Origin of the sequence: Streptomyces sp. NPDC020801, from assembly GCF_044334385.1 — a bacterium.
Taxonomy (GTDB): Bacteria; Actinomycetota; Actinomycetes; order Streptomycetales; family Streptomycetaceae; genus Streptomyces.
Genome location: NZ_JBIRST010000034.1, coordinates 51,619 through 67,880 on the forward strand (window position 1 = coordinate 51,619; position 16,262 = coordinate 67,880).

Annotated in this window: 14 protein-coding genes; 8 read left to right on the forward strand and 6 right to left on the reverse strand. The window is 69.1% G+C overall.

Annotated elements, in window-relative coordinates:
* Positions 1 to 150: 150 nt before the first annotated feature.
* Positions 151 to 1,356 carry a ParA family protein gene (locus ACH4UM_RS38650; protein ID WP_398190371.1) on the forward strand — a complete coding sequence of 402 codons (1,206 nt, stop codon included), beginning with the start codon at positions 151 to 153 and terminating at the stop codon, positions 1,354 to 1,356.
* Positions 1,353 to 2,273, forward strand: coding sequence for a ParB/RepB/Spo0J family partition protein (locus ACH4UM_RS38655; RefSeq protein WP_398190374.1), 921 nt, complete (start codon positions 1,353 to 1,355; stop codon positions 2,271 to 2,273). The genes ACH4UM_RS38650 and ACH4UM_RS38655 overlap by 4 nt, the downstream gene beginning before the upstream one ends.
* A 73-nt stretch (positions 2,274 to 2,346) precedes the next feature.
* Here ACH4UM_RS38655 and ACH4UM_RS38660 read toward each other — a convergent pair whose 3' ends face one another.
* Positions 2,347 to 2,781: a hypothetical protein gene (locus ACH4UM_RS38660; RefSeq protein WP_398190377.1), complete on the reverse strand. Its 435-nt coding sequence runs from the start codon at positions 2,779 to 2,781 to the stop codon at positions 2,347 to 2,349.
* A gap of 551 nt (positions 2,782 to 3,332) precedes the next feature.
* Between ACH4UM_RS38660 and mobF the strand changes: the two genes are divergently transcribed.
* Positions 3,333 to 5,312 carry a MobF family relaxase gene (gene mobF / locus ACH4UM_RS38665; protein WP_398190380.1) on the forward strand — a complete coding sequence of 660 codons (1,980 nt, stop codon included), beginning with the start codon at positions 3,333 to 3,335 and terminating at the stop codon, positions 5,310 to 5,312.
* Positions 5,313 to 5,498: 186 nt separating this feature from the next.
* Here the strand turns inward: mobF and ACH4UM_RS38670 are convergent, their stop codons facing one another.
* On the reverse strand, positions 5,499 to 5,948 hold the full coding sequence (locus tag ACH4UM_RS38670) for a hypothetical protein (RefSeq protein ID WP_398190383.1): 450 nt from the start codon (positions 5,946 to 5,948) through the stop codon (positions 5,499 to 5,501).
* An 831-nt stretch (positions 5,949 to 6,779) separates the two neighbouring features.
* Between ACH4UM_RS38670 and ACH4UM_RS38675 the strand changes: the two genes are divergently transcribed.
* The 3 genes from ACH4UM_RS38675 to ACH4UM_RS38685 all read left to right on the forward strand — a co-directional run bounded on the left by ACH4UM_RS38675 (position 6,780) and on the right by ACH4UM_RS38685 (position 9,251).
* Positions 6,780 to 8,150 carry a replication-relaxation family protein gene (locus tag ACH4UM_RS38675; RefSeq protein ID WP_398190385.1) on the forward strand — a complete coding sequence of 457 codons (1,371 nt, stop codon included), beginning with the start codon at positions 6,780 to 6,782 and terminating at the stop codon, positions 8,148 to 8,150.
* 91 nt (positions 8,151 to 8,241) lie between these two features.
* Positions 8,242 to 8,514: a hypothetical protein gene (locus ACH4UM_RS38680; protein ID WP_398190388.1), complete on the forward strand. Its 273-nt coding sequence runs from the start codon at positions 8,242 to 8,244 to the stop codon at positions 8,512 to 8,514.
* A gap of 116 nt (positions 8,515 to 8,630) precedes the next feature.
* Positions 8,631 to 9,251 (forward strand): hypothetical protein, encoded by a 621-nt coding sequence (locus ACH4UM_RS38685; protein WP_398190391.1) that lies wholly within the window; start codon positions 8,631 to 8,633, stop codon positions 9,249 to 9,251.
* On the opposite strand, the gene ACH4UM_RS38690 is transcribed toward ACH4UM_RS38685, so the two are convergent.
* A complete protein-coding gene (locus ACH4UM_RS38690) occupies positions 9,229 to 9,918 on the reverse strand; it encodes a DNA ligase (protein WP_398190394.1) in 690 nt (229 codons plus the stop codon). The genes ACH4UM_RS38685 and ACH4UM_RS38690 overlap by 23 nt on opposite strands.
* Positions 9,897 to 10,106 (reverse strand): hypothetical protein, encoded by a 210-nt coding sequence (locus tag ACH4UM_RS38695; protein ID WP_398190397.1) that lies wholly within the window; start codon positions 10,104 to 10,106, stop codon positions 9,897 to 9,899. Before ACH4UM_RS38695 ends, ACH4UM_RS38690 begins: the two co-directional genes overlap by 22 nt.
* A 321-nt stretch (positions 10,107 to 10,427) precedes the next feature.
* Here ACH4UM_RS38695 and ACH4UM_RS38700 point away from each other — a divergent pair, with 321 nt between their 5' ends.
* Positions 10,428 to 11,738 carry a helix-turn-helix domain-containing protein gene (locus ACH4UM_RS38700; protein WP_398190399.1) on the forward strand — a complete coding sequence of 437 codons (1,311 nt, stop codon included), beginning with the start codon at positions 10,428 to 10,430 and terminating at the stop codon, positions 11,736 to 11,738.
* A gap of 157 nt (positions 11,739 to 11,895) precedes the next feature.
* Here the strand turns inward: ACH4UM_RS38700 and ACH4UM_RS38705 are convergent, their stop codons facing one another.
* Positions 11,896 to 12,078, reverse strand: coding sequence for a hypothetical protein (locus tag ACH4UM_RS38705; protein ID WP_398190402.1), 183 nt, complete (start codon positions 12,076 to 12,078; stop codon positions 11,896 to 11,898).
* A gap of 327 nt (positions 12,079 to 12,405) precedes the next feature.
* Here ACH4UM_RS38705 and ACH4UM_RS38710 point away from each other — a divergent pair, with 327 nt between their 5' ends.
* Positions 12,406 to 12,984, forward strand: coding sequence for a hypothetical protein (locus ACH4UM_RS38710; protein WP_398190404.1), 579 nt, complete (start codon positions 12,406 to 12,408; stop codon positions 12,982 to 12,984).
* A gap of 50 nt (positions 12,985 to 13,034) precedes the next feature.
* Here the strand turns inward: ACH4UM_RS38710 and ACH4UM_RS38715 are convergent, their stop codons facing one another.
* Positions 13,035 to 15,545: a Helicase associated domain protein gene (locus ACH4UM_RS38715; RefSeq protein WP_398190406.1), complete on the reverse strand. Its 2,511-nt coding sequence runs from the start codon at positions 15,543 to 15,545 to the stop codon at positions 13,035 to 13,037.
* Positions 15,546 to 16,262 lie beyond the last annotated feature (717 nt).

Here is a 16,262-nt window from a genome sequence, read left to right on the forward strand (position 1 = left end):
GGTGCATCCGACGCGACCGGACCAGGGCTGTGACGACGTCGGGGTGCTTACCCGGTAAGCACCCCGACATGTAGGAGCTAACGTCAGACCGGGTGAAATTCGCGCCCCGTCACGTGCCAGGCAATCACTGGCGGCAGTATGCTGCCGCGCATGGCATCTTCTACTTCAGGAGGTGAGCGGGAGAAGCTCGTATCCAAGCTGCCCGCCTCCCTCCGGCAAGCCCTCAAAGTCCGGGCAGCACAGCTCAGTACCGACGTTCAAGACGCTGTCACCGACGGCATCCACGCCTGGCGCGCCCACCCCGAAGCGCTCCCCGCGATCGACACGGCGGGAGCCGAGTCCTTCGGAACCTGGCTGCCTGAAGGCCTGTACGACGAATTCAAGCAGGACTGCGTCGCCCGCGGCGTCTCCTACATCCAAGGCCTGGCCCAGTCCGTAGCGCTGTGGCTCGAGCAGAACCCCGCAGACGACGAGACCGCACCCACGCGCCGCATCATCGTCTGCAACCAGAAAGGCGGCGTAGGCAAGACCGCTGTCACCGCCGGCCTTGCCCAGGCCCTGGCCGAAGCCCCCCACGAACCGCCGGGGAAAACCGACAAGGCCACGAAACTCGCCACAACCGCGGCAGGCCTCGGACTCCGAGTCCTCATGGTCGACTACGACCCCCAAGGGCACCTCTCCCACCAGCTTGGGCTCAAAGCCATCCCAGCAGGCGCCGAAAGCCTCATCACCCACATGCTCAACAGGGAGCAAGCCCGTACTCCCCTGATCGACCTCACCGTCGACATAAACGAAGCTCGCTTCGGCGACCGGCTGCGGATCCTGCCCGCAGCATTCGACGCCTTCCTGCTGGACTCCGGCCTGACCATGTTCCGCGGACCCCGGCATGCCGCACTTGAGCGGGCCCTGGCCCCACTGGAAGAGCACTTCGACGTCATCGTCATCGACTCACCTCCCAGCCTGGGGCTGGCAATGGACGCCGCCATCTTCTACGGACGTCGGCGCGAGGGAGAGAGGCCCGGCTCGTCAGGCCTGGTGATCCCCGTTGAGGCTGAAGACACCTCCGCGCAGGCCTACGGGATGCTCATCAACCAAGTCGACTCTCTCGCCGCCGACTACGAAATCGATGTCGACCAACTCGGTCTCGTGGTCAACAAATACGACTCACGCCGCGGCTACATCGCCACCTCATCACTCGACAAGTGGAAGAGCCTCGGCTCTCCCCCTGTCCTCGCAGTAATCGGCGACCTGAAGGAACAACGCGAAGCCGTACGGCTCCAGCGGGCACTGCTGGCCTACGCCCCTGAATCAGACCAGGCCCACCACATGCGCGAGATCGCCCGGAGGCTGTCATGAAGAAATCCGACGCTCTTGGCGGATCCGCCACCTTCGACGCCGTCGCCCAGCCGATGAGCAGCCGCGCCGCCAGTTTCGCCGCCTTCTCCGGACAGACCACGACTGCCCCGGCCGTCACCCAAGGCTCACTCCGGGTCCCCGTCGCCCAGCTGGCACCAAACCCCTATAACCCCCGCGCCACCCTTGCCGCCATAGAGGAGATGGCCGACAGCCTCACCAGCAAGGGCATCATCCAGCCCCTCACCATCGTCACCCGCGAGGCATTCCTTGCAGCGCACCCCGATCACACACAGGACCTCGCATCAGCTGTATACGTCGTCGTCGACGGCAACCGCCGCCTCGCCGGCGCCAAGCTCGCCGGCCTCGACGACGTCCCCGTCCACGTCGACGACACCCTGGCCCACGATGCCGACACCCTGCTGGAGACCGCTCTCATCGCAGCTGTCCAGCACGAAGACCTGGAACCCCTCGACGAGGCCAAAGCCCTTGAACGCCTTGTCCAGGTCCACGGCTCACAGCGCGCCGTGGCCCGGGCACTGGGCAAATCCAGCGGCTGGGTCACCCAGCGCCTTGCCCTGCTCAAGCTCACTCCCGAACTCAAGCAGGCACTGGAAGACAAGACACTCCCGGTCAAGGTTGCCCGCACCGTAGGGCAGCTGCCCGAACAGCAGCAGCAGAGTGCCGCAGAGGAGGCACTCGCGCAGCGGGCCAAGCAGAAAGCGGAGTCCAGCCGGAAGCCGAAGGGTGCTTACCCGGTAAGCACCCCTCCGGCGGCCGCCCCCAAGCCCCAGAGCGAGCCTGCGGTCGCCTCGAGCGCGAAGCGACCGGATGAGGATCTGGCGACCCTCGCCGCAGACCTGAAGCGACGCCTCACGGCACAGCAGATCGAGGAACTAGTCGAGCTGCTCATCGCCTGACGGCTGGGTGCTTACCCGGTAAGCACCCAGCCGCATCGCAGGGGCTGTAACCGGCACTTCCGGCTGCAGCCCCTCAGGCGTTGTCCGACGGCATCTCGCCGTCTCGCTGGACGCCGCACTCGGCAATCTGCCTGCCGATGAAGTGCCATGTAGGTTCTCGCTGGCCATCCCCAATGGTCCTTCCCATCAGCCCTCCCACCAGATCCAGGGCCTCCTGGTTGATGTAGCGATCGGGATCCGGGGACTGGAGATGGCGTCGCAGAAGTTCTGAGTCCAGTCCCTGCTCCTGGAGATACGCAGCAAGAGAACCGACGAGCAGGAAGTTGTACGCCAGAGCATCGGTGAGGGCGTACAGCACCAGTCGGTGCCAGTCTCCCGGTCGATCGACATGCTGGTGAGCCGCTCGGACGGCATCGTCCAGATGACTTCGTCCCCAGCGGACGAAGTCCTGCACAAGCGCGATCAGTTCAGCTGGCACCACCGCTGCATGCGCGTCGTTGCTCGACATACTGATCGCCCTTCGGGGCCGCGGAGTGGGCGGGATTGAGTTGCGAATGTCCTGCAGCGCTGCCCGACGGTTCGCCCCCGTGAGGAGCTGCTGTTGACGAGCTGCGTTCTTACGCGCGTGAGATGTCATCGTTCGTCCTTGTGCGCGGCCCCATGACTTCGCGCGGGCTGTGGCAAGCCACTGAGCCTCTGCAGCGATGACGCGGCGCGTCTAGGGCCTACCCATCCTCCGGGTCATGGACCGGAAGCACTCGGCCGGGCACCGTCGCGGCAGCTCCATGCGGCGCCACCTTCTCAACGATCTCGCTTCGCAGGAGGTCACGTGTGGGCTGCGGATTGGGTGGGTGGGGGAGCCGCGGTGCTGGGTGGTTGTCGGCGTGGGTGCGGGGTGGTGGTGGAGCCCGACCGGAGAGCGTTGACACTCGTGCGCCGGCCGGAGCTGCTTCCCGCGTGACGGGCACCTGAGAAGAAAGTTCGGCCGCTGCTCCCGCCTGGCGGGACGCAACGCTGATCGGCCTTTTCTTGCAGGTCAGGGGCGTGTGGCGTGTCTGCATGACGATGGATATCACGCTGATCACCGCCGGGCAGATGTACCGCTACTACTTGCGCCAGGTTGTCTTCGGCGACAGTCGGCGCCCGGCGCGCACGCCGCTCGCCAAGGCTCAGCAGGAGGCCGGTGTCCCGGTCGGCCGATGGATGGGCCGCGGACTCGCCGCCCTCGGGCTGGCCGCGGGGGACATCGTGACCGAGGCGCAGCTGCGCAACCTGTTCGGGGAGAGAGGCCGGCACCCGCACGCGGATCTGATCGAGGCCGACCTGCTGGCCGCGGGCAAGTCGCCGAAGGCCGCGTGGAAGGCCGGTGCCCTCGGTCGCCGGGTGAAGGTCACGGGCTTCGACCTCGTCTTCCGTCCGCAGCCGACGGTCTACCTGCTGTGGGCGCTGGGTGATGACGAGACCCGGCGGGTGATCGAGGCCGCGCACGAGCGGGCGATCGAGAAGGTGCTGGAGTGGATCGAGGACCAGGTGGCGGTGATCCGCTTCGGCAAGAACGGCGTCTACCAGGTCCGGCCGCCCGGCGGTCTGGTCGCCGCCCGCTTCCGCCACTACGAGGCACGGTCGGGAATGCCGTTGCTCCATGACCACCTGATGCTGTCGGTGAAGGGGCAGCGTCTGGACGGGACGTGGGGATCGGTCCACTCGGAGGTCATGTTCGAGAACACCGTCGCCGCGTCCGCGCTCTACAACGAGATCGTGATGGCTGAGGTGTGTGAGGCGCTGGGGCTGGCGTCCGAGCCGCGCACCGTCACCGCCGGGCGCCGCCCGGTGATGGAGATTGCCGGGGTGCCGCACGAGCTGATCCGCTGGACCTCACGGCGCAGCGACCAGATAGCCGCCTGCCGGGCCGACCTGGAGCACGAGTACGTCACCGCCGTCGACGACGACGGCAACCTGAAGTTCGCGCCCGAGGTCTCCGAGAAGGCCCGCGCCAAGCTGAACGCGATCGCGGCGAAGATGACCCGCCCGCCCAAACAGCAGACCCGGCCGCTCGCGCAGCTGCGCGAGGACTGGCAGGCAAGTGCCCGCGCGTTCCTCGCCGACGCCGCCCACCTCATCGACTCCCTCCTCGAGCGCGCCCGCGCCGCAGCCCGGGCGATCCGGGCCCGGGTCGCCGCCGTGGTCGACGTCGCCCTGGCGGCCGTCGACGTCACCGCGATGGTGTTCGTGATGAACAAGGACGGCTACTTCCACCGCCGGCACCTGCTCGCCGAAGCCCGCCGTCACCTCGCCCTCGTCCTGCGCGGCCGCCGCCGCGCACCGGGCCTGGACGAGAAGATCGTGGACGCCGCCATCGCCACGCACTGCCTGGACATCAGCGAGCCGAAGACGCTGCGCGGCCGCATGCCGGCCTACCGCTTCTACACCGCCCGCTGGTCCCTGGCCGACCCGCCCACCCGCCGCCCACCGGATGCCGAACCTGAGAGCGACCACCGGCCCCCGGCCGGCCCCGGCGACCCGGACATGCCGCGCCTGCCCCTGGAGCCGGGGGAGTGGGACATCCCGCGCGTCCCGCTGCTCTACCAGCGCGCGGTCATCGCCTCCACCGTTCTCAACGCCCGGCTGCGCGACGCGCGCCGCACCGGCCGCGCCCTGTACGACGACGTCGTGGTGCATCAGCAGGCCGCGATGCCTGAGCAGCTCGTCATCCCGTTCCCGGACGCTGACTCCGACGCCGACCTCGAGCCCCGGTCGGCGCTCGACATGACAGCGCTGCGAGCCCTGAAGAAGTCCCGCACCGACGTGGAAGCCCTCGATCTCACTGCCGAGCGGCTGCGCCACCTCCAAGATGCCTTCACCACGGCGGCCGACCGGGCCCGCGCCACCATGGACCGCTACGCCGACCGCGAGGACACCAGCGGACCGCACCCGGCGCGCGAGGACACCAGCGGACCGCACCCGGCGCGCGAGGACGACCAGCGTGCGCACCAACCGCACCAGCCCGGCCCCGGCCGGAATCCTGGTGCGCACCGGTAACCGCACCGATGCGCACCAGCCGCGCGCCGGCCACCGCGCGATGCGCACCGGCTGCGCACCGAGGCGCGGTTACCGGCGCGTTCGATGCGCACCGGCTCAGGTGGCGGTGCGCACTACACGGTGGTGGTGCGCAGCCGATGCGCACCGGCCGCCGCGCGATGCGCACCAGCTGCGCACCGAGGCGCGCTACCCGTGCGCACCGCCCGAGGCGTACGCCGCGCGGGCCCGCTCCACGTGCTCGGTGCGCATCGTCTTCAAGGTGTCGACGATGTCCTCGCCCTCCTGCCGCAGGACGTTCTCGGTGAACCGGATGATGGTGTTGGCGACGCCCCAGATCGCACTGGGGACGCACTCTTGCGTCCACTCCTGCAGCGCGGCCAGCAGGACGCCCCCGACCTCGTCCAGAGCGAAGGAGTCCGCGCACGGATCGGCATCGGCCGCCAGGTCCGTGACGGGCAGGATGATGTCCGCAGCCAGCCGCAACAAAAGGTAGGACGGCGCCGGAACGGCCCTCGTCCGATCGACGACGGCGGCAAGGCCGTGCTCGCTCTGGTCCTGGATCGCCAGCACGTACTCGAAGGCGAGCTCCACCTCTTCGGGCGTCAGCGGAGTGCGGGACTGCTCCAGGTGCGGCATGCGGATCTCCTCAACAGGCTGCCGCCGTGCCGATCACGGCGACTGACCCGATGCTCACGCCGGGCCCCTTTGGATAAAGGCCGGAGATCTCCCCCTCTCCAAACCGGGGTGAACTGGTGCGTCAAGGGTCGAAGCGGGCCCCCTTGTCGAGCATGGTCGGGCCGACCATGACCCCTTGTCGAGTCGTGGTCGGCCCGACCACGGACCTCTTGTCCGATGAGGCGCGGGCCGCCAGGAGCGCACGTTTCTCCTTGACCGACTTCGCTACCGGCCGCCGTCAGGTCGCGGACAAGGGGTGGGATTTCACGATGGCCGCCACGCGCCCGCAGGAGGGGCATGCAGCGGCCACCGAGCCATCGGGGCGGCTCACCCCTCACGCGGGCGCGCCACCGGCCCTCACAGGGCCGGTGGAGGACGCCACAACGCAAGGAAGAGACCCGGGATGATGACCCAACACAGGCGCCCGCCGTACCCTGACCACGCCGCCGACCGGCGAGCCGCGCGTCTCGCGCCGACAGGGCTGGTCGGCCGGACAGGCCGCCGCAGTCTCCTGCCGCCGGCGCTTGCGATCCCACTGCCGTACCCACTTCCGTGCCCGGCACGAGCGCTGACCGCATTTCCCCTTGCCACCACGGCTTTCCGGGGCTGTGGCGCGTCGTCACAACCCTCTTCTCTCCTCCTCTCACTGACCAAGCCCTGGGAAATAGGTGGGGGTGGGGTGTCAGTGGTGGAGGCGATCATCGGGTTCAGGGCGCGCCTGGTGCCCTCTGCGGCCGGGCGGGGCCGGCGCCCGGCCGGTGGCCGGACGCGGACGACGGGAGGGCGGGGCTGATGGCGGGCAAGCGCAAGACGAACGAGGCGGGATCGTCGACCGGGCTGCGCGCCGATGTGCTGCGCGTGCTCGGGGTGCTCAAGGCCGCGACGGCGGACCAGATCCAGCGCCTGTCCTCACCGCACCTGACGTACCGGCACACCCTCAAGGAGACGGCAGCCGAGCGGAAGGAGGCGCGCACCGCCTCCCATCGCGGCGCGCTCAACGATCTGCGACGGCACGGCCTGTCTGTCGACGGCGGCCGCACCCGAGGCGGGGAGGAGGTGCGCCTGCTCACCAAGGACGGGCTGGCCGCCGCCGGCCTCGAGTTGGACCGGGGGCCGGAGGAGATGGGCGGCATGCCCAAGAGCGCGGGCCGCTCCGGTGCCTCGCACGCGATGACGGTCAACGAGACGGTCATCGCGATGATCCGCCCGAAGCCCGACCTCGCCCTGGTGGCCGGTGAGCCGGCAGAAGCCATCGCCGCCGCCCAGGCCTGGGTCGACGCCCCCGACGGAATCGGCACCATCACCTCCTACGCCACCGAGGTCGCCCTCCCGGCGACCGGCACCTGGAGGAACCCCGGCGTCGGGTCCGCGTGGGCCGACATCGTCCTCACCGCCCCGGATGTGGGGCTGCCGCTGTTGTTCATCGAGGCCGACAACTGCACCGAGGAAGCCCCAATCATCGCGGCGAAGTTCGACAAGTACATGCGCCACTTCCACCGGAAGGTGAAGGACACCGACGGCAAGGACAAACCGATGTGGCGCACCCGCTGGTCCGCTCCCGATCCCCAGTGGGGCGACGCGACGCACCCGCCGCTCCTGCTCGTCTTCCACCAGGTCGGCAAGCGGCCCGCGCTTCAGCAGATGAAGAACGTCGCCGAACTCACCCGCGACCACTGGCAGGGCCAGTGGGCCGAAGGCGGCTTCCGCATCTACCACCAGAAGATGCCGATCGTGGCGACCACGCTGGAGTTGCTGCGCGAGCACGGCCTGGCCGGGCCCGCGTTCTGGCGTTTCGGCCGCGAGGGCCGACAGAACCTGTGGGAGGCGATCGGCAACCCCCGCCGGGACGCCGCCCTCGCCCGCCGCGCCGAAGAGGGGCGGCGCCGTCTCGCGCAGGAAGCAGCCGAACGCGAGGCGCAGCGACCCGCGTGCGCGGACTGCGGGACCAAGTTCACCGACGACCGGTGGAAGGCCAGCGTCGCGGTCGACTGGGGCCGCGGGGACAGCCACCCGCACCTGTGCGACGACTGCAAGGCCCGGGCAGTCGACGCGGAGCGGCAGGCGGAACAGGCCGAACACGAGCGCCAGGAGCAGGAGCGCCAGGAGGTGGAGGAGGCGCAGGCCCCGAAGGCCGGCGGCTGGCTCGGACGCTGGCGCAGCTGATTCGGGCACGCCACCCCCGGCAGCGCGAGGGCTTGCCCAGGGCCGCCTGGGCAAGCCCTCGTTGTCGGTGGCGGCTGCGAGGCTGGACCGTATGGACAGCGACGATGAGCAGCTGCTGCGCGGCAGGATTTACGGAGCCGACCACGACCACCCGGGCCCGAAGCCGGGACGCAGCTACGCCGAACTGGTGGGCGGACCGTTGGACGGATTGCTGCTCGACATCACCGGCTGGAGGCCGGAGGAGATCGACGACGGTGTCTCCCTCGCCACGGAGCTCGGGCAGTTCGGCCCCGGCGGGCGGGCGCTGTACGACCCGCGACCCGGTGACCCGGCCCGCTGGGACTGGGGCGGCGACAGCCCCTGATCACCCGCCACCGGGCGGTCATCACGGCACGAGAAGTGGCCACCGTGCTGCACTGATGCGGCCACTGTTCGGTGAAACGGCTCATGGGGTCCCGAGCCTCTGCCAGTTTCGAATGCGTGGATCAAGGATGGGCAGCGGTTATCGCAGGTGGCGTCGGTCTTGTTGGCGCGGTCGTTGGTGCTCTCGTCGGCGGGCTTGCCGCAGTCCGGGGCGCTCGGATCGGTGCGGAGATGAACGCGGCCGCCGTACGGGAACAGGTTCGAGACCAGGCTGCTCTGGAGCTGCAGCATTGGGTCCGCCAAGAACGGCAGAAGGCCTGTCTGCAGGTGATGGACATGTACGCCGTCTTCAACAGCGAATCCGTCCGACGGCGCGAAGAAATGGAAGTGGGCACGGTGCTGGACGAGGCCTCGCTCCAGTCCTATGCGGATCACTCCATCAATCTCATCGGCGCGTGCAGCCACTTGGCGCTCCTGGGACCTGACTCCGTCCAGATCGCAGGTGGCACCCTGCGGCGCATGGCGGAGCGGTTCGTAAGCACGCTCAGGTTCGTGAACGAGGAACTGGGCGAACAGCCAACTGAGCAGCGGGCAGATGGACTGCGCCCGGACTGGCTGGAGATGCTGGCTGAGGACGGGCAGGAGATGAAGCTCGCCTACCTGGACCTGCGTCAGCCCACCGACCTGGCCACGGCGTCGGCCGACGCCGCGCCGGTCAGCGCAACCGCATCACAGTGACGACCGCGTGCCGGGTCGTGCCCGCCACGACCTCCACCACGGCATCGCCCCCGGCGGGCGTGTAGGAGTCGCCGGCCTTCGTGAACGCCCGCCCGGCCTGTGGGACCAGGCGCGGGGCCACGACCGAGGACAGGGCCGTGGTCAGCCGTTGGGACAGTGCCACCCGTCCGTCGGGCAGCCGTACGGCGAGCGCCTTCGGGTGCAGGGCGCTGCCGGTGAACCCGACCACGGCCGCGTCGACGGTGTCCGCGTGCCTGATCTTGGCCCAGACCCGGCCCGCTTTGTAGGCCCCTCGCAGCGGCTTCGCCACGATCCCCTCGACGCCGGTTCCTTCGAGCGCCGCGTACCAGAGCAGGGCCTCGTCCAGGTCGGTGGTCGACCACACCGGCACGATCGACGGACCGGCGTCGGCGAGCACGTCCAGGAGGACCTGGCGGCGTTCCACGTACGGGCGCGGGCGCAGGTCAGGAAAGCCCGCCGCAGGATGGGCCAGGACGTCGAACGCCACGTACGTCGCGGGGTGCCGGTCGGCGAGTTCTCGTGCCCGGCGCGGCCTGGAGAGTGCGCGGGACTGTGCTGCCTCGAAGCTGATCCGCGCGTTGCCGTCGGCGTCGGAGAGGTACACCACTGCCTCGCCGTCCAGGATCACGCCGGGCGGCAGGCGCATGGGGCGGCCACGGCCAGATCCATCCAGAGCGCGGTGACGTCGCGGCCGGAACGCGACTGCAGCCGGACACTGTCCTCGGTCCGCCACAGCACGGTCCGGTGGCCGTCGACCTTGATCTCATAAGCCCACGGTCCCGTCGGAAGCTGCGTCACCGGGCGGGCCAGGGCGACGTCTACGGGCCACTCCACCCCCTCAGCCTGCGCCCCTGGGACACCGGCCGCCTGCTGGCGACTCCCGCGCTGCCAGCAGGCGGCCCGGGCGGCGAGGCCGCTGCGGCACGGCCCCGCCGCCGCACGGCGCGAGCCCGGCCGCGCAGCGCGACCGGGCCCTGAAGTGGTCTGTGGTTTTCGAGCTTTCTGCTGAGCGTCTCGCCGAACCGCCCGGCTGTCATCACCCACACGAGTGGCCCGGCGAACGGAGGGGAAATCCGAGGCATGGCTCTCACTGCTTCGCTAGCTTGACCTGGTGACACCTTCGACGTACACACGTCCAACGGATGGGCGGCTCGCATGACATCCGCGGCTTCGCTGTTCGCCTGCCGTCCTGCGGACGTGACCCTTGAGCGCGTTCGCGAGCTGGTTGCCATCGGCCAGCCCGAGAGCCTGACCTTGGAGTACAAGGAGAAATACACCCCCAGGATCCCTACCTCGGTTGCGGCGATGGCCAACAGCTACGGCGGCGTCATCCTGGTCGGCGTGACTGAGAGCAACGTCGACGACCGGGTCATCGGTGTTCCGGAGGGCACGATCGTCCAGATCGTCAACGGCTGCCATCAGACGCTGGAGCCGCCTTGGGTGCCGGAGATCATCCCGGTGCCCCTGCCGGAGACCGAGGGCCGGATGATCCTGGTCGTCCGAGTCGACCCGGCGAAGGCATCGCGCCCGCTTCTGATCCAGGGGGCCGCTCCGATCCGGCTGCACGGACGCAACTCGGTAGCGGACCGCGCGGGGCTCGCACGGCTGATCAATGAGGCCGCGCCCCAGGCTGTGGCGGCCGGACTGCGGTTGCCACCGGCTGACCTGCCCATGGACGACCAGGGGAAGCCGAGCGCCGACTTCCTCGTGCGTACTGGGATGTTCGTGCCGGTCGACGCGGCGGCCACCTGGCGCCCGCTGTCGGAACGGAGCGTGCGGGCATTCGCCGACGCGCTGAACAACTCGCCTCTGCACCATGCCCTGTTCCGCTGGTGCGCATCGATCGGCGAGGGTGGCATGAACCCCTTCCACCGGTCGGGCTTCAACAGGGCCCGCAAGGTCCGGCTTGTGTGGCAGGGCGGCCCGGATGGGGCGCCGGCCTACCCGTTGGAGGCTGTTGCCAGGATCGACCTGCCGGATGCCTACGGAGCTCCCGTCTCGCACCTACAGGTTTCCCTCGAAGTCCTCGCGCGCTTCCAACACGCCTTTGGCCGTTCAGCGCCCCTGTCCGTCGCCCGCCTGCACGAGCTGGTCGACGCTCTGACAGCCTCGCTGGTCGATGACAAGGTCACCGGAGCACTCGCCGCTCTGGCGGGCGTCGATCCTCTCGTGATGCCCCAGCCACTTGGCCTGGACTTCCTCAGCAGCACGGACATGCCGGATCTGCTCGCCGGGAACGGACTGACCTCGGTGCCGGACGCTGGCACCTCCCGAGGAGCCAACCTGCTCGCTGACCCGGGCGTCGACCAGCGAGACGTTGCGGAGCGCCGTGCGCTCATCGACAGCTGGCTCCAGCAGATCAGCCTGGACGCCGGCCTGCTCGGAATGGAGAAGGTCCTGGAACAACTTCACGGCACCTCCCTTGAGCAGGAACTGCGACGTCCTCACCGTGCAGAAGCCCTGTAAGGAACCGGGCGACGCCACACCCAGCCCGACTTCCACGGCGGCGGGACGCGGCGTGCGGGGGAGCCGGCCACCACTGATCCAGCTCGAGGATCGCCTGTAGCAGGCCGACGACCGTAAAGGCTGCCGTCGGCCATGCTTCGGGTCCCTCTGTCGGCTGTCAGCGCGACTGGATCCAGAGGCTGCCGTACGCTACGACGGCGCCGCCGACCGCGGTTGCGGCCCCTCGGATCAGATGCAGGCCGGCCTCGTTGCGGATCCGCCGGGCGCGCTTGGCCCACCGGGTCCTCGATGGGAGGGGTTCCGGGTCCGGGCTGTTGCCCGTACGCTCGGGCTTGGACATGAGCTTCTCCTTCGTCGGGGACGTTCGGTCTTCTGTAGACGGCTCCCTGCCCACCAGGGGGCCGTCGCCGTTTCCAGCGACAGCCGTGCCGTCTGTCCGCCTGTTGAGACACCAACGCGTCCCGTGGGGCGGCTGACAGCAACAAAAGCACCCGGAATAGCGCCCTGACCAGCGGAAACAGTGCTTTGGTCAACAAAGTTCTTCTGTGTTTTTGTGTGGCGAACCAGGCAGAAGACGTGTCTTCCAAGGTCTTCTCGGGTCCTTGTGGGGTAAGGCTTGTTCTCAATGGGTGTCATGCCGGGGCTAAGCTAGGCTCTTTGAGTTCAAATGGGCTTTGATGAGCTGGAGTTGGACGTGCCGCAGGTGTTGCGAATGCCGAGCTTGGATGAGCTCCCGCATGGCTCCAAAAGGAACTTCGTGGGCGAGCTGCACACCTACTTCCGCGCGGCAGGGCGTCCCTCGCCAGCCAGCATCGCGGCAGCTGTTGCTCAATTGCGTGGTTCCGCCCCTGTGACTGTGAGCCGTGAGACGGTCCGGAGGCTGCTCAAAGGCGAGACCACCAGCACCTGGCCCAAGGTCAAAGCGGTACACGAGGTTCTCTGCCGCATGGCCGACCAGGACCCGACGTGGAGAAGATTCTCCGACTCCAACGACTACGACGAGGAAGACGACACCCGCACGCTTCGCGAATACCTACGCGATCTGTGGAACGACGCCGTTGAGGGCGTTGAACCTGATGACGAGGCGGGCCACCCTCAGCTGGCGCCGGTTCCGCAGGCGTCACCGCCGTCCGCCCCGGCCGGGGGATGGGGGCCGGCTCCGCAGCTGTCACCGCCGCCCGCCACAACTGGGGGGTGGGGTTCAGGGGGAGCCAACGGCGGGTACAGCGATGAGCCTCCTTTCTGAGCTGGGGTGGCACCGGCACGCCCGACATCGCCCCAACTGAGCTGTCCCTGTTATGCCCACCGCATCCCGATCGCGGACAGCTGCTCGCGCCGGTCCTCCGACAACGTCGCTGCACGCGAGCGCTGGTTGCCGACCCATGCCCCCAGACGGAACTGCAGTTCCCACCCCTCGTCCGAGAGCACTGTCTCCACGTGCTTGCGAGGGACGTTCAGATGGCCCTCACGCTCGTAGAACTGCCTCGCGGCTGCCAGGTTGGCGGCCCACTTGTCGGCCTGCGTACGGCGCGGCTTCGGCTTCTCGTCCTCGGTGGCGGGCTCGATCCCGAGGACCTGCTCCAGCATCCACTGCTGCACTCCGGTGAGCTTGTCCCAGCCCAGCCGCTGGGCACGCACCCACCGCCCGAGGTCCTCGCCCTGGCGCAGGACGTCACCCGGCTCGGTCGGCAGCGCCCCGCCTTCGTCCAGGTGCAGCCGGGTGAGGTGAAACGCCCGCTGCCACTCCACCGGCCAGGTGGGGCACCACGAGGCGTCGATCTCCTCCAGCTGCTCGCGCCGGTCCTCTGACAGCGCACCGGCCACCGATCCCACCGGCAGGCCCTCGGCACGCCGCTGCTCGATGTCCATCGCCTTGCGGGCGGCGGCCCGGGCGTTCTTGAGCCAGATGCCCACCTTCGCGCCCTGGTAGGTGGCGTCCAGCGGGGCCAGGAGGTGCCCGTTCTCAGCAGCCCAGCCGCGGGCTGCGGCCAGGCCTTCCTCCCACGCGACGTCGAAGTGCGACCACACCATGCCCAGCTTCTCCAGCTGCTGGACGCGGTCCTCGTCCATGTCCCCGCGGGCGTAGAAGCGGCGGGCATCCGCGATCCACTGCCCCAGCGGGAAGTTGGCCAGCGAGGCCGGCCACCCCGCCTCCACCGCCTCGGGCCCCTTCGGCACCCGGTACGTGAACGGCACCTTCAGGTCGCCGACCTCGCGCGCATACAGCACGGAGGCCTCGATGCCGCGCCGCCAGTGCTCGTGCTCGGGGTTGAGGACCCGCAGGTTGATGAACGCAGCCAGCTGCGCCGGGTCACGCGGCGTGGAGAACTTCAGCAACGCCTTCGCCGACGCCGACGGCCCACCATCCCCGCCCCCGCTCTTCTCCTTGCCCTTGGCATCCTTCTGGACCGGCTTGTAGCGGCTCGGGGCCTGCTGCTGCGCCAACTGCTCCACGATGCGGGTGTCGTGCGCCCTGAGCGCCTCCAGCAGCTTCGCCAGCCCGCCGAACGCCCGGCTGGTGAGCATGTTGTCCGCCGTCTCCCCAGGCGCCAGCAGCACCGGCACCACGAGAGAGGCCATCTTGCCCTCGCCGGGCTGCATCCGCAGCGCCCGACCCACCGCCTGGACCAGGTCCGGCATCGAGCCGCGCACGTCCGCGAAGTACACGGAGTCGCAGTTGCGGGTGTCGACGCCCTCGCCCAACACCTTCACCGAACTCAGGAACGCCTTCTCCACCACCGTGCCGTCCGTGGCGATCAGAGAGGAGAACTCCCCAAGCACGCGCCGGCGGTGCAGCGCCTTATGATCGCCGCACAGCCAGTCCGCCCACACCGTCGCCGGGTACAGCTCCGGATCGGCGGCGTGCAGCTGCGCCGCGACATCCGGGACCCCAGCCGAGAAAGCCTCAGCCTCCTTCACCACGTGGTGAAAAACCAGCGTGCGCTTGAAGGCCTCTTCGGCTGACGCCTTCACCAGGGCCGTCTGGAGCGCGGCGAGCCGGGCCCCGCGCATCTCGTCCGACCGACCCTCGGCACCCAGCAGCATGGCGGCCTGGAACTGCGTGTCGGTGATGTCCACACACACCACCTGGTACGGCGCACAGATCCCCCGGTCGATCGCCTCCGACAGCGTCAGCGTGTAGCACCGGCTGCCGAACGGCCCGTCCGGGTCGTCCTCCATGCTCGCCACCAGCTCACCCGGCGCACCCTGCTCCTGGTCCTCGTCCAGCTGCCACAGCCGGGGCGTGGCCGTCATGTACAGCCGCCGCAGCGACGGGATCCGCAGGTTGTCGTGAACGACCGCCCACGGCTTGCCGATCCGGCCCGAAGTCCTGTGCGCCTCATCGACCACGATCAGGTCCCACGCCGAAAGGCCAGCGGCATGCGCCCGCTCCAGCGTGCCCAGACCCAGGCTGGCGTACGTGGCGTACACGGTGACCTTCTCCAGGCCCCTCGTCCACTCCACCAGCTCGTCCACGTCCGTGGTGTTGGGGAAGGACACCTCCTCACTCCGCAGGGAGGAGACACCGATCATCGGACCCCTGCGGCCGCCCTCGCGCCACGCTGCCTCGGTCTGGGCAAGCAGATCGAGTGAGGGCACGAGGACCAGCACCCGGCCCGCATGGAGCTCGTCCGCGCTCCGGACCGCCACCCGGGTCTTCCCGGACCCGGTCGCCATGATCACCTGTGTCCGCAGACCCCGCTCCGGCACCAGCGATCTTGCAGGGAGTTCGAGGGCACGCAGTACCGCGTCAATGGCTTCTCGCTGGGCGGCCTCACGCTGATCAGCGCGGTTCGTGGTCGACATTCCTGTCTGCTTTCTCCTGGATGGTGCCCGGTCGGTTCGAGTGACGGAAAACGGGAAACCTGCACGTAGAAAGGCCACAAGGGCTACGGTGGGAGTGGCTCAGCTGACTGACTGCTCTGCCCTACCGAAGCACTCGCAAGGGTCCTGAGTGGATCTCCATAAACCTCCGGGCGTTCCAACGGTGGTGCGCTCTGAGTCCAGAGTCTATCCGGCGCTTCAAAATGAAGCAGCAACAATAGAGAAATCCCCCGAACGTGGCACGATCCTGTTAGTCTGCCCCTGTCGAGACCAGAAAGGAGCCTGACGGGAGGTCATGCGAGCGCGGTTTCAAGTCCACCCACAGCCCAGCGTTTCCACGCCATCCTGACTCTCCGTCACCCTCTCCAGATCCCCGATTCGGCCCGCGCCCACATTCCCGGGCCCTACCTCCCCCTCTCACTGCTGCTGCTTTTCTGACCGGTTCCCCTACGGGCGGGGAGGGTTGGGGCTGGAGCGGAGCGGAGGCCCCGTTCCGGGCTCAGGCTGGGCCGGCCGCAGCGCGGCCGGCCGCGCGTGGCGCGCAGCGGCTCGCGCGCAACTCGCGGGCGCAGCCCGTGAGTTGGCGCCGGGTCACGCAGTGACCCGGCTGGCGCACTCGCGGAGCGGGTGCGCAACGGTTGCGCGCAGCGCAACCGTTCGCTTGCTCCGGGCGAAGCCCGGAGGGACCCGCTCCGCGGG

Coding starts and splice junctions, on each gene's coding strand:
- ACH4UM_RS38650 (WP_398190371.1), top strand. CDS start 151: ATGGCATCTTCTACTTCAGGAGGTGAGCGGGAGAAGCTCGTATCCAAG.
- ACH4UM_RS38655 (WP_398190374.1), top strand. CDS start 1,353: ATGAAGAAATCCGACGCTCTTGGCGGATCCGCCACCTTCGACGCCGTC.
- ACH4UM_RS38660 (WP_398190377.1), bottom strand. CDS start 2,781: ATGTCGAGCAACGACGCGCATGCAGCGGTGGTGCCAGCTGAACTGATC.
- mobF (WP_398190380.1), top strand. CDS start 3,333: ATGACGATGGATATCACGCTGATCACCGCCGGGCAGATGTACCGCTAC.
- ACH4UM_RS38670 (WP_398190383.1), bottom strand. CDS start 5,948: ATGCCGCACCTGGAGCAGTCCCGCACTCCGCTGACGCCCGAAGAGGTG.
- ACH4UM_RS38675 (WP_398190385.1), top strand. CDS start 6,780: ATGGCGGGCAAGCGCAAGACGAACGAGGCGGGATCGTCGACCGGGCTG.
- ACH4UM_RS38680 (WP_398190388.1), top strand. CDS start 8,242: ATGGACAGCGACGATGAGCAGCTGCTGCGCGGCAGGATTTACGGAGCC.
- ACH4UM_RS38690 (WP_398190394.1), bottom strand. CDS start 9,918: ATGCGCCTGCCGCCCGGCGTGATCCTGGACGGCGAGGCAGTGGTGTAC.
- ACH4UM_RS38700 (WP_398190399.1), top strand. CDS start 10,428: ATGACATCCGCGGCTTCGCTGTTCGCCTGCCGTCCTGCGGACGTGACC.
- ACH4UM_RS38705 (WP_398190402.1), bottom strand. CDS start 12,078: ATGTCCAAGCCCGAGCGTACGGGCAACAGCCCGGACCCGGAACCCCTC.
- ACH4UM_RS38710 (WP_398190404.1), top strand. CDS start 12,406: ATGGGCTTTGATGAGCTGGAGTTGGACGTGCCGCAGGTGTTGCGAATG.
- ACH4UM_RS38715 (WP_398190406.1), bottom strand. CDS start 15,545: ATGTCGACCACGAACCGCGCTGATCAGCGTGAGGCCGCCCAGCGAGAA.